Here is a 12,736-nt window from a genome sequence, read left to right as displayed (position 1 = left end):
TTGACTTGTACAAAATCAAAAAAGTGTGGAGGTGCTTTGATGTTAACCAGTAGATTTGCAAAGACATTTATTGTAGTACTGATAATAGCAAGCTTATTTGCTTTGTCGGCATGTGGAACGAAATCACAAGAAAGCCAAACTCCTTCTCAAAGTTCTACTTCTCAAGAACTTTCAGGGAATATCACAATTGCAGGTTCTACGGCGTTACAGCCCTTGGTAGAGCAGGCAGCAAAACTTTTTATGAAGAAATATCCTAATGTTTCAATTACTGTACAGGGCGGAGGAAGCGGCACAGGTTTGACACAGGTAGTCCAGGGAGCTATTGACATAGGAAACTCAGATATTTTTGCTGAAGAAAAATTGGACCCAAATATTGCAAAACAGTTAGTCGACCATCAGGTTGCAAAAGTAGGTTTTGCTGTAGTTGTAAACAAAGACGTCACAGTTGATGATTTAACACAGCAGCAGCTTATTGACATATTCACAGGTAAGATAACCAACTGGAAAGAAGTCGGCGGACCAGATATGAAGATAGTGATAATCAATAGACCAACCAGTTCAGGAACGCGTGCTACATTCAAGAAGGTCGTTTTGAAAGGGCAGGAAGAAGCTCAGGGTATAGCTTTAACAGAGGATTCCTCTGGTGCTGTTAGAAAAGCTGTTGCAGATACAAAGGGTGCTATAAGCTATCTTGCACTCTCTTATGTAGACAATTCTGTCAAAGCTTTAAAATACGAAGGAGTTGAGCCAACTGTTCAGAACATAATAGACGGCAAATACCCAATATGGTCATATGAACACATGTACACAAAAGGAGAACCTAAGGGTGCAGTAAAAGCCTTCTTGGATTTTATGCTGTCCGATGAGGTTCAGAAGAATTTAATACCAAAGTTAGGGTTTATACCGGTAAAGTAACTATCGTAAAAAAGGGGGAGCTGGATTTTACTTCCAGCTCTTTTTTAATTGGTTGCCAATTTAAGGATTTAACATAAATTTAACATAGATTTAACATAAATTTAATGAATGTTTTTTTCCGGGTTGGTATTATTGAATAGGCGTAATGGTTTTACATGGGTATAAATTGAACGGGGGATGAGAGTATACTATGGACAAGAGGTATGAAGTAGCTAGAAAACGCCAGGATATGTTGGGGAAAGTTATCGTTTTCTCGTCGGCAGTGCTTTTAATAGTTCTGGTCATATCCCTTTTTTATTTTGTGGCATCTAAAGGACTTTCTACTTTTATTGTAAACAAGATTCCATTGAAAGAATTTTTGTTTTCTGCTGAATGGCGGCCTGACAGAGAAGTGCCGCAAGTGGGAGCTTTACCTTTTATTGTAGGTTCTGTTCTTGTTTCGATTTTTGCTATATTGATAAGTGCACCGTTAGGTGTCTCTTCGGCAATATTCATGGTGGAGATAAGCAAAAAAATGGGGCAAAAAATCTTACAGCCGGCTATAGAGATATTTGTAGGTATTCCTTCTGTTGTTTATGGATGGCTTGGGCTTAGCGTATTAGTTCCTTTCATAAGTAAACATTTTGGAGGGCTCGGCTTTAGCTTGCTAGCAGGTATACTAGTCTTAGCCATAATGACTCTGCCTACCATAACGAGTGTAAGTGCGGATACGATAAGGTCTTTGCCAGTAGAAATAAGAGAAGCAAGTTACGCACTTGGAGCAACCCGCTGGCAGACCATAAGACATGTGCTAATACCTGCGGCAAAACCCGGCATTTTGACAGCGATTATACTCGGGCTTGCGAGAGCTTTTGGAGAAGCTTTGGCAGTGCAGATGGTTATTGGAAACCGTCCGGTGATACCAAAATCTTTTCTTGAACCCATGTCAACTATAACTTCGATTATTACAATGGAAATGGGAAATACGGTAATGGGTACTGCTTGGAACAATGCTTTGTGGTCTCTTGCGCTTTTACTGCTCATCATATCCTTCTTCTTTATTATATTGATTAGACTCGTAGGCAGGAGGGGAATGTACAGATGAAGGCAAAACTTTACGATAAAATTGCTACAATATATTTTTACGTGGTAGCAGGGTTTTTAGTGGCATTTTTGATTTCCCTCATAGGATATATTTTGTATCAAGGAAGGACAAGGCTTAATTTGTCTTTCTTAACTTCCCCTCCCAAGTTTATGGAGGCAGGAGGAGGTATAGGCCCTCAGCTTTTTAATTCAATTGAACTTCTGGTGATTACCTTAATTATCTCTGTTCCGATTGGACTTGGAGCGGGAATATACATGGCAGAATATGCAAGGCCAGGGCTTTTTACAGAGGTAATACGCCTGTCTGTTGAGACTTTGTCTTCTATGCCTTCTATTGTCGTTGGCCTTTTCGGACTTTTGGTTTTTGTCACAATGACAGGTTGGGGCTATTCACTTATGGCGGGAGCTCTGGCTCTTACAGTTTTAAACCTTCCTGTCATGACAAGAGTCAGTGAGGATGCCATAAAGAGTGTTCCAAGTAGCTTGAGGGAAGCGAGTTTTGCCCTTGGGGCGACAAAATGGCAGACTATCACAAAAGTAGTTGTACCTGCTGCCATGCCTGGAATTTTAACTGGAATAATTTTAACTGCCGGAAGAATTTTTGGAGAAGCTGCGGCACTGCTTTATACAGCTGGTATGAGTAGCCCTGCCCTGAATTTTTCAAACTTAAATCCTTCAAGCCCAACTTCTCCTTTGAATTTGTTCAGGCCGGCAGAGACTTTGGCTGTATATATTTGGAAAGTAAATAGCGAAGGTTTAGCTCCTGATGCAAGGCAAATTGCGGATGGAGCTTCTGCGGTCTTGCTTTTAGCAGTTTTGACTTTCAACCTTTTTGCAAGGTGGTTAGGCGGAGTTTTGTATAGAAGAATGACAGGTGAAAGATAAAATGGTATAATATATAGATAATAGGAAGGGGAATGACTGGCAGATGAAGAAGATAGAGGTAAGAGACTTGGACTTATTTTACGGAGAAGTACAGGCTCTCAAAAAGATAAATTTGGATGTGGAGCCCAATAGTGTCCTTGCACTTATTGGTCCTTCCGGGTGTGGGAAGTCTACCTTTATCAGGACTTTGAACAGGATGAACGACTTAATTGAAGGCGTTAAAATAAGTGGTACTGTGTTGCTCGATGGCAAAGACATTTACAAGGAAGTTGATGTGATTGAGCTTCGCAAAAAAGTGGGGATGGTATTTCAGAAGCCAAATCCTTTTCCTATGACAGTATATGACAATGTAGCGTATGGACCCAGAATTCACGGAATAAGAGATAAAAGGACTTTGAATGAAATAGTGGAGAAAAGCTTAAAAGCAGCGGCTTTATGGGATGAGGTAAAAGACAGGCTTCATCATTCTGCTTTGAGCTTATCAGGAGGTCAGCAGCAAAGACTTTGCATTGCAAGGACTTTGGCAGTGGAACCAGAAGTTATTTTGATGGATGAGCCTACATCGGCGCTAGATCCTATTTCTACTATGAAGATCGAAGAGTTAATTGAAGAGTTGAAGAAAAAATATACTATAATAATAGTAACCCATAACATGCAACAGGCAGGAAGAGTATCTGATTACACGGCCTTTTTCCTAAACGGTGAATTAGTGGAATGGGGGCCTACAGATCAGGTGTTCTACAATCCTAAGGATAAAAGGACAGAGGATTACATCACTGGCAGATTCGGCTAAAAGGAGGTGAGAGGGTGAACAGAACTCGCTTTGAAAAGGAACTTGAAGAACTTCACTACGATATCCTCAAAATGGGGAGTTTGGTAGAAGAGGCTATTGGGAATTCTATAGCTTCTTTAGTTAACCACGATAAAGAGATGGCTCAAAGGGTTATAGATGAAGATGACAGAATTAATAAGATGGAGATAGAGATAGACGAAAAATGTGCCAAGATAATGGTTACTCAGCATCCCATTGCAAAGGACTTGAGAATTGTGCTGACAGGTCTAAAGATTGTAACAGACCTGGAGAGAATGGGAGACTATGCGGTTAATATAGCTAGGACTACTTTGAGAATTGCCGATGAGAAGTATATAAAGCCGTTGATAGATATCCCTAGGATGAGCGATGTTGTAAGAGAGATGGTTAAGCTGTCTTTAGACTCTTACGTAAGGCAGGATTTAGATTTGGCGAGGTCAATAGGCGAAAAGGATGAAATAGTAGATGCGCTTTACGGCCAAATTTTTAGAGAGCTTTTGACCTACATGATAGAAGACCCTAGAAACATTCATCAGGCAGCTGAATTTTTATTTGTTGCCAGGTACTTAGAAAGAATTGCCGACCATACCACTAACATAGGCGAATGGGTGATTTATCTAGAAACAGGTGAAAGGATAGACTTTAAGTTTGAAAACATAAAGAAAAGGTCTGGGCAGCAATAAAAAAGTGCCTGCTTCCTTCTGGAAAGCAGGCGCTTTTTTGTATATTTTCACTTCAATCTGTAAAAGATAATTTAGGAGACAATTTTATTGGAGGGATTACTATGCCACTTAGCTATATATTGCTCTCTATTACAGCTTTTGCTATACTTTTCGGATTTGCACATAGAGTGCTGGATAGAATGAAAATGACAGATATGTGGGCGTTTCTGGTTATTGTGGGAATGATTATAGGAACTTTTCTTCCCAGCCTTTACGTAACTAAATACGTTTCTGTAAACATAGGAGGGGCAGTAATACCCTTTGCTGTATCATTGTATCTATTTTTGAAGGCTGAGAGCACCAGAGAGAGAGTAAATGCAATTGTTGTCTCAATTTTGGCAGGTGTTGCTGTTTATATTGCTGGGAGGATTTTGCCAGCGGAACCTGAAGCGATGATAATTGAACCTAATTACGTCTACGGGATAGTAGGTGGATTGATTGCCTATCTTTTTTCTCGATCAAGGAGAAGCGCTTTTATAGCTGGTGTCATGGGAGTGATACTGGCAAATGTAGCTCAAGCAATAATAAACTCTATCACAGGCATAAAAGGCGCAGTTCCAATAGGAGGAGCAGGTTTTTTTGACTCTGTGGTCATTTCCATGATTATTGCGGTATTTCTTTCTGAAGTTATTGGAGAGGCGAGAGAAAAATTACAGGGAGGTACGAGTAAAAAGCATCTCGAACCCAAAGAAGGGATGGCAAGCAGTTTAACTGACATAACTTATGAAAAGGGTGATGAAGGTGAAAAGGATAGAGAATAAGATTTTTACATTTTTAGCTTTTGTATTAATTCTTGCGTCAATTCCTTTTGAAGGGCTTGGAAATTCAGGATACTACACAGTATATGACATTAAAACAGATAAAGTGCTGTTTCGAACAGCAATGGATGTGCACAAAAAAGACATGTACCTTTCAGGGGATAACAAGCTGTACGAAATAGTGGAGGTAGATGAAGGAGAGAAAATTGCTTATGCCAAGTACATACGGACGGAAAAGCTTCCAGATGTGGATGAAGAAGTTTCTGCTGCGATAGCTGTATCGCAAAACACAGGTGAAAAAAGGATAGCAATATACTCCACTCACAGTGACGAATCTTACTTGCCATCTGACGGCGCTGCTAGCATTAATGGACACGGAGGAATATACAGGGTAGATACTGCTCTTCAGAAAGCATTGGAAGACAAAGGAGTAAAGGTAAAAGTGGATTGGACCTTGTACCTTCCCCACGATGCCATGGCATATACCCGCTCAAGGGCAGGGGCTGTGAAATTGCTGAAAGAATTTAAGCCAGATCTCCTTTTAGATGTCCATAGAGATGCTGTTCCTTTGGAGGAATACATAAGGAAAATTGCAGGTAAAAATGCTGCAGGAGTGAGAATTGTCCTTGGGAGGAATAACCCCAATTTAAAAGCTAATCAAAATCTGGCGTATAGGATTAAAGCCATTGCCGACAAAACTTATCCTCACCTTATAAAAGACATATTTTTTGGAGAAGGAGACTTCAATCAGGACCTGACTCCCAATGCTCTTCTTTTAGAATTTGGGACATACCCTCACACGAGGCAAAGGGCAGAAGTTTCAGCAGGGTTTATGGCAGATGTCCTTACAAAAGCTCTTTACGGGTTGGATCAGCAAAAACAGGTGGGAACAGTTACAAAAACGCAGAAACCACTTCCCGGGCAGAATAAGGCTGCAGCTACTGGCATATGGATTTTGGTAGGAGTAGGAATAGTTTCTGCCGTTGCCTTTATGCTTCTCAGTACCGGGGGTAGGGAGATGCTGTACAAATTTTCTAAAGCGACTAAAAGAGAATTTGCCAGCTACTTAGGAAGATTTAAGCGAAAAAAAGGAGATGAAGAATGAGCATAGGACATGACCTCTATATAAAAATTGTTTTGATGGGAATTGTTATGGGAAGTCTTGCTCGATTTGTATATTTGCGAGTAGATTACAGGCAATATCCCACATATCCACAAGGGTACATGACACATTTGACACTAGGTGTGATATCTGCAGCTTTAGGAGCCTTTTCTGTTCCTGCCCTTATCGAAAAGCAGTACACTGCTGTGACATTTCTTGCTTTAGCGGCACAGCAGTTTAAAGGCGTGAGGGAGATAGAGAGGACAAGCCTAGAGAAAATGGAATCTACTGAGCTTGTTCCAAGGGGAGCTGCTTACATAGAAAATATAGCCAAGATTTTTGAAGCGAGAAATTATATCGCTATGGCAGTGGCTGCAGTAACTTCTCTTTCTACCTACCTTGCGAAAAGCGCTTTAGTCGGTCTTGCAGTGGGAGGAATTTCCATCTATTTATCTCGCTATGTGATGAAAACTGCCTATATAAGGGATATCGCTGATGTGATTCCAGCTAAAATAGTATTTAAAGGGCCCCGCTTAAGTGTTGAAAATGTGATTTTGGCGGACATAGGCCTTAAAGAAGGAAGAGAGATTATTGAAAAGTATGGTGTTGCTGCAATAATTCGACCTAAAAGTCTTGACAGTTTGATTTCTATAAACAACCTGGGGATAAGACAGGCCATACTTCATGAGACAGCTAACCAGCTGGGGCTTAGGATGAACATAGATACGCCTGAATTAGCTCCCATGACCATGAACAACAGCGAAAATGGAGATGTTATTGTCGTGATGGTTGTCATGAAGCCGGATGTAGATGCGTTTGTTGAAATTATCAAGAATATTCCTGCTATAGAAACTGTGAGAAAATATCCTTCCAAATCTAGAGGAGCCACAAGGAATTTGGGGTGATATAATGGAAGTTCACGTCACAGGCTATGTAGTAGCGATAGTAGCGTTAAGGAGGGCCAAAGACAATGTATCAAGCGGGACAGCTCCCATCATTTACGTCGATACGGAAGAGGATCAACAGAGAATATCTATGTACATGAGCAGAATTTTCAAAGCAGCAGTTCATGACCTTGAGAACGGAGTTTTTATTTTAGTTAAGCAATATTAGGTGATGTTATGAAAGCGATTTATTATAGTTTCTACGGATGCTATTCTTCTCCCATTTGCGCTTATCTTCATCTGAATGAGAAGTTCGATATTGGAGAAGAGGAATTTTTTAAAATCCCCTTTTTATTCCAAGTAGATTATGGGAATATAAAATACATGGGAAAAGATGGGTGTGGAAATGAAATTTTTGTGATGGGAGTGAAAAATTTTGGTGAAAACATAAAGAGGACTTTAAAAGACTTGATGAAGGTTTTTGACATCGATGATGATGTGATTTTTATAGATACCTCCCAGTATGATTTTAAGTTTTTTGGCTTTTTACTGGGGCTAAGAGAAAATAAGATATTCAGAAATGCTGTAGAGAAATTTTTTTATGGCTACTACCTCCAAAAAAGAAAACACATGAAAAAATTTGTTGAAAAATATAAGAGAATTTTATGAGGTGATAGAATGGTTATAATCTACATGTGCTATGGGAGTGCACATTCTTCTGTTGTTGCTGCTTCAATTCACATTGGCCTTTTGCCTACAGATAGGGTACCTAGTTTCAGAGAAATTATTTCTCTTCCTTATTATGATAAGACTTCCAATGAAGAGATTGGAACTCTTTTTTATATGGGTAAAGACGAGTTTGGAAATGAAGTTTATATCGTGGGGGCGAGAAATGGGAGAGATATTGTGACAAAAGCTATTTACAGCTTTTTGAATCTTTATGGGATTAGTGAAAAAGAAGTGCTAGTAGTGGATGCGTTGCCCGCCATTGGCATTACTACAAAAATTGGGGGGATTGCATCGCGTAGACTTGGTATTATTTCACTGGGAAGGCCAATAACAGTTTATGGAATACTGAAAAGGTATAAGAATTTTGTGGAATTAGTAACAGCTATTAAAACAAAGTTGCAAAAAATCTCTTGACGTATTTTTAAGATTAATTCATAATTTAGTAGAGGGGGAGGAGATTTAGGAGGAATAATATGCAGAAGATTAACATAAAAGATGTCATAAAAGGAAGTATAGCAGAGGAATTGGGCATACAAAAAGGCGATAAGTTAATTTCATTAAATGGAAGAGAAGTCATTGATATAATAGATTATCGCTATGAGATGGCTAATGAATTTGTACAGGTGGAAATTGAGAAAATTTCAGGTGAGAGATATGTGTTTGAAATTGAAAAAGATTACAATGAAGACATAGGACTGGTGTTTGAAGAGGAGATAATTGATAGGCCAAAGAGGTGCAGAAACAAATGCATTTTTTGCTTTATCGACCAATTGCCAAAAGGAGTTCGAAAGTCTTTGCTTTTTAAAGATGATGACTACAGACTTTCTTTTCTTCAGGGAAATTTCATAACTTTGACTAATATGAACGAGGAAGAAATTGATAGAATCATAAAATACAGGCTTTCGCCCATTTACGTCTCAATTCACACCACAGACGGCGATTTGAGAGCAAGGATGATGAGAAATCCTAACGCGAGAAATATAATGGAAAACCTAAAGAAACTAGTAAATAATGGGATTGAAGTTCACGGGCAGATTGTCTTGTGCCCGGAAATCAACGATGGAGCTAAGCTTGATAAGACGATAAAAGACTTATCTGACCTTTATTCGGGAGTAAAATCAGTGGCTGTGGTGCCGGTAGGGCTTACTGACCACAGGCATAACCTCTATCCACTGCGCCCTTTTACTATTGATGAGGCGAGGGAGGTAGTGGAGCAAGTTTCTTCCTGGCAGGAAAAATTAAAAGCTAGATTGGGAACGTCTTTTGTTTTTTTGTCTGACGAGTTTTATGTGATTGGGGATTTGCCGATTCCCGATTATGACCACTATGAAGATTTTCCGCAGATAGAAAATGGCGTTGGGCTTATGGCTTTGTTCAAGCACCAGTTTGAAGAAGCTTTTCAGAGAAGAAAGCGGTTAGTGAGAAGAAGTAATAAGCCTTATTTAATCGTCACGGGAATTGCTGCTTATGATTTTATGAGGAATATATCACAAAAACTTAAAAGTATAGGATTTGACATTGAAGTTATGCCCATAGTAAATAAGTTCTTTGGAAAAAACATAACTGTGGCAGGACTTGTAGTGGGAAAAGACATAATAGAACAGCTCAAAGGCAAGGCAAAGGGCAAGACTTTGGTTATACCTCGGGTGATGCTAAAAGAAGGTTCAGATATATTTTTGGACGATGTAAAAGTGAGAGAAGTGGAGGATGCCTTGGGAGCGGAAGTAATTGTTTCCGAAGTTGATGGAAGAGAGTTTTTACAAAAGATATACAGAGGTAGGTGAGGCAAATGTCAAGAGCGATGGTAGCTATTGTCGGAAGACCAAACGTTGGGAAATCCACTCTTTTTAACAGAATTCTTAAAAGAAGGATATCAATTGTTGAGGACATACCTGGAGTTACAAGGGACAGAATATACGGAAATGCAGAATGGCTTAACAGGAAGTTTATTTTGGTAGACACTGGTGGATTGGATCCTGACCCAAAGGACGTGATCTTTTCGAAAGTGAAATTGCAAGTAGAAGCGGCTATTGAAGCAGCAGACTTGATTTTGTTTGTGGTTGATGCGAGAGAGGGACTTGTCCCTGAAGATGAAGAAATAGCCAATATGCTAAGGAAAACCAAAAAAGAAGTGATTTTGGTTTGCAATAAAGTGGATAGTTTCAAAGAGATGCCTGCGAGTTTTTATGACTTTTTCAAGCTGGGTTTAGGAGAACCTATACCCATCTCTGCTTCAAATGGGCTTGGAATAGGTGAACTTTTGGATGAAGTGATAAAGAGGTTGCCTGAAAATGATGTAGAATATGAAGAAGAAACGATTAAAATTGCTGTGATTGGGAGACCCAACGTAGGAAAATCTTCTTTAGTAAATCGCATACTAGGGGAAGAAAGAGTTATTGTAAGTGATATACCAGGAACTACTCGAGATGCAATAGATACTCCTTTTACTAAAGATGGAAGGAATTATATATTAATTGATACTGCTGGAATAAGAAGGAAAAGCAGGATAAGCGAGTCAATAGAAAGGTACAGCGTTTTAAGGGCATTGGCTGCAATTGAGAGGGCTGATATATGCCTTCTCATGATAGATGCTACAGAAGGTCCTACGGAGCAGGATACAAAAATTGCTGGTTATGCTTTTGAAAACGGGAAGGGAATTATAATTCTTGTGAACAAGTGGGACATTGTTGAGAAAGATAGCAATACTTATAAAGAATATACAGAGATGATTAGAGAAAAACTGGCTTTTATCTCTTTTGCTCCTATACTATTTATATCTGCCAAGACAGGTCAAAGAATTCACAAAGTTTTGGAAACTGTAGATAAAGTGTGGGAAGAATATAATAAGAGAATTACTACAGGGCTTTTAAACAATGTCTTAAATGAAGCAATGCTCATGTTTCCGCCACCTTCTTCTAAAGGAAGACCTGTAAAAATATACTATGCTACACAAGTAGGAACAAAGCCACCAACTTTTGTAATTTTTGTGAATGAGCCTGAATTATTACATTTCTCTTATGTGAGATTTCTTGAAAACACTATAAGGCAAAATTTTGGTTTTGAGGGAGTGCCTATTGTGATTTCTACTAAAAAAAGAGGAGAAGATTAAAGGGAAAGGGGGGAGAAGATGAAATTTGTACTCGTTGCTGTTTTGGCTTATTTAATTGGCTGTATAAATAATGCATATATTTTCACAAAATACACTAGAAATATTGACATAAGAAATTATGGGAGCGGCAATGCTGGAGCTACTAATGTCTTAAGAGTATTGGGTCCTAAGGCAGCAGCGCCTGTTTTTGTGCTCGATGTGTTGAAAGGGGTAGTAGCAGTCTTACTTGGAAAGTATTTCATAGGAATGCCTGGAGCGTTGATTGCCGGTATAGCTGTTGTGTGCGGGCACAACTGGCCGATATTTTTAAAGTTTAGGGGTGGAAAAGGAGTTGCCACAAGCGTAGGAGTGGTGATGACTATAAATCCCCTTTTAGGACTTATTGCTCTTGCGATTGGAGTAGCGGTAATTGCTATAACTCGCTATGTATCTTTGGGGTCTATGACAGGTGCTATTACTTTTGCTCTTTTGAACATATTTTTCCCTAATTCAGTTCAAGTTTTAACTTTTGCAATAGTCTTAGCGTTGTTAGTAATATTCCAGCATCGCTCTAATATAAAGAGGTTGATAAACGGGACTGAATCTAAAATAGGGCAGAGAGCTCAAATAAAATAAGAAAGGGAAAGAGAAATGAAAATAGCGGTACTGGGAGCAGGAAGCTGGGGAACTGCTATAGCTATTCACCTTAATAAATTAAACCATCAGGTAAGGCTGTGGATGAGAAGTAAGGAGCAATTTGAGGAACTTATTGCAACAAGGCACAATTCGAGATACCTTGACGTGGATCTTCCTTCAAGCATTTTACTGTACAATGACCTAGATAAAGCAGTAGAAGATTCCGAAGTAGTGGTCATTGCTGTTCCTTCCCATGCTGTAAGAGAAGTATCCGAAAAATTAAAAGGGAAAATCTCTAAAAATGCTATTGTTGTCAATCTGGCAAAAGGGATTGAAACTTCTTCATTGAAGAGAATGTCTGAGGTAATAAAGGAATACCTTTTAAACCCTGTGGTAGTGCTGTCAGGACCAAGTCATGCGGAAGAAGTAGTAAGACAGATTCCTACGGCCTGTGTACTTGCTTCAGAGGACGTTAAGGCTTGCGAATTCATACAGGAGGCTTTTATGAACGAGACTTTCAGGCTGTATGTAAATACCGATGTAATAGGAGTGGAACTAGGAGGAGCTTTAAAAAATATAATCGCTTTAGGGGCGGGGATTTCCGACGGGCTTGGCTTTGGGGATAATACAAAAGCTGCTCTCATGACAAGAGGGCTTGCCGAGATTACAAGGCTGGGAGTGGCTATGGGTTCGGACCCTTTGACTTTCCTGGGATTGGCAGGGGTCGGGGACCTTATTGTGACCTGTACAAGTAACTATTCAAGAAATAGAAGAGCGGGGATTTTAATAGGCAAAGGGAAAAGTTTAAAAGATGCGTTAAAAGAAATAGGGATGGTAGTGGAAGGCGTAAATACTACCAAATCAGCCTACAGGCTTTCTCAAATATATGGAGTGGAGATGCCAATTACCAAGGAGATTTATTCTATAATTTTTGAAAATAAAAATCCTTTTGAGGCGGTTTATAATTTGATGACGAGAGATAAAAAGCACGAGTTACACGGAATTTAATCTCCGGCTTTGCCGGAGATTCAGACTGTTGACAAAATATCGGGAACCCGTTATTATGAGAAGGGTTCCTTGTTTTTTATGAAGCAAAAGAGGAGAGGAGAAGGAAGATGTTATC

General features: G+C 39.4%; 15 protein-coding genes. All 15 read left to right on the top strand.

Annotation, left to right across the window (positions count from 1 at the left end; all coding sequences use genetic code 11):
* The first annotated feature begins 39 nt into the window (after positions 1-39).
* The 15 genes from EV203_RS04935 (at position 40) to EV203_RS04865 (ending at position 12,621) form a co-directional block, all read left to right on the top strand.
* Positions 40-915 (top strand): phosphate ABC transporter substrate-binding protein, encoded by an 876-nt coding sequence (locus EV203_RS04935; RefSeq protein WP_132039410.1) that lies wholly within the window; start codon positions 40-42, stop codon positions 913-915.
* Between the two features lie 190 nt (positions 916-1,105).
* Positions 1,106-1,999, top strand: a complete 894-nt coding sequence (pstC, locus tag EV203_RS04930; protein ID WP_009610335.1) for a phosphate ABC transporter permease subunit PstC — start codon at positions 1,106-1,108, stop codon at positions 1,997-1,999.
* Positions 1,996-2,883 carry a phosphate ABC transporter permease PstA gene (gene pstA / locus EV203_RS04925; protein ID WP_011025855.1) on the top strand — a complete coding sequence of 296 codons (888 nt, stop codon included), beginning with the start codon at positions 1,996-1,998 and terminating at the stop codon, positions 2,881-2,883. Before pstC ends, pstA begins: the two co-directional genes overlap by 4 nt.
* Positions 2,884-2,926: 43 nt before the next feature.
* Positions 2,927-3,676 (top strand): phosphate ABC transporter ATP-binding protein PstB, encoded by a 750-nt coding sequence (gene pstB / locus EV203_RS04920; protein WP_011025854.1) that lies wholly within the window; start codon positions 2,927-2,929, stop codon positions 3,674-3,676.
* 14 nt (positions 3,677-3,690) lie between these two features.
* On the top strand, positions 3,691-4,377 hold the full coding sequence (gene phoU, locus EV203_RS04915) for a phosphate signaling complex protein PhoU (protein ID WP_009610351.1): 687 nt from the start codon (positions 3,691-3,693) through the stop codon (positions 4,375-4,377).
* Positions 4,378-4,478: 101 nt separating this feature from the next.
* Entirely contained in the window at positions 4,479-5,177 is a 699-nt protein-coding gene (locus EV203_RS04910) for a DUF1614 domain-containing protein (protein WP_011025853.1), read from the top strand.
* Positions 5,140-6,279, top strand: a complete 1,140-nt coding sequence (locus tag EV203_RS04905; protein WP_022587311.1) for a stage II sporulation protein P — start codon at positions 5,140-5,142, stop codon at positions 6,277-6,279. Before EV203_RS04910 ends, EV203_RS04905 begins: the two co-directional genes overlap by 38 nt.
* Positions 6,276-7,181 carry a YIEGIA family protein gene (locus EV203_RS04900; protein ID WP_132039408.1) on the top strand — a complete coding sequence of 302 codons (906 nt, stop codon included), beginning with the start codon at positions 6,276-6,278 and terminating at the stop codon, positions 7,179-7,181. The genes EV203_RS04905 and EV203_RS04900 overlap by 4 nt, the downstream gene beginning before the upstream one ends.
* A gap of 4 nt (positions 7,182-7,185) precedes the next feature.
* Positions 7,186-7,389: a capping complex subunit for YIEGIA gene (locus EV203_RS04895; RefSeq protein ID WP_011025851.1), complete on the top strand. Its 204-nt coding sequence runs from the start codon at positions 7,186-7,188 to the stop codon at positions 7,387-7,389.
* An 8-nt stretch (positions 7,390-7,397) separates the two neighbouring features.
* The gene (locus EV203_RS04890) at positions 7,398-7,829 is read left to right on the top strand and encodes a DUF3189 family protein (RefSeq protein ID WP_132039406.1); all 432 of its coding nucleotides are present in this window, start codon (positions 7,398-7,400) and stop codon (positions 7,827-7,829) included.
* Between the two features lie 9 nt (positions 7,830-7,838).
* Positions 7,839-8,303, top strand: coding sequence for a DUF3189 family protein (locus tag EV203_RS04885; protein WP_011025849.1), 465 nt, complete (start codon positions 7,839-7,841; stop codon positions 8,301-8,303).
* 59 nt (positions 8,304-8,362) lie between these two features.
* Complete coding sequence (locus EV203_RS04880; protein WP_132039404.1) at positions 8,363-9,673, top strand: DUF512 domain-containing protein; 1,311 nt, start codon at positions 8,363-8,365, stop codon at positions 9,671-9,673.
* 5 nt (positions 9,674-9,678) lie between these two features.
* Positions 9,679-10,998, top strand: a complete 1,320-nt coding sequence (gene der, locus EV203_RS04875) for a ribosome biogenesis GTPase Der (RefSeq protein WP_009610356.1) — start codon at positions 9,679-9,681, stop codon at positions 10,996-10,998.
* A gap of 18 nt (positions 10,999-11,016) precedes the next feature.
* Entirely contained in the window at positions 11,017-11,613 is a 597-nt protein-coding gene (gene plsY / locus EV203_RS04870) for a glycerol-3-phosphate 1-O-acyltransferase PlsY (RefSeq protein ID WP_011025846.1), read from the top strand.
* A 15-nt stretch (positions 11,614-11,628) separates the two neighbouring features.
* Positions 11,629-12,621: an NAD(P)H-dependent glycerol-3-phosphate dehydrogenase gene (locus tag EV203_RS04865; RefSeq protein WP_132039402.1), complete on the top strand. Its 993-nt coding sequence runs from the start codon at positions 11,629-11,631 to the stop codon at positions 12,619-12,621.
* Positions 12,622-12,736: the final 115 nt, after the last annotated feature.

It is taken from the genome of Caldanaerobacter subterraneus (assembly GCF_004345675.1).
Lineage (GTDB): Bacteria > Bacillota > Thermoanaerobacteria > Thermoanaerobacterales > Thermoanaerobacteraceae > Thermoanaerobacter > Thermoanaerobacter subterraneus.
The sequence above is the reverse complement of the archived record's forward strand: the minus strand, read 5'-3'. Positions and strand labels throughout refer to the sequence as shown.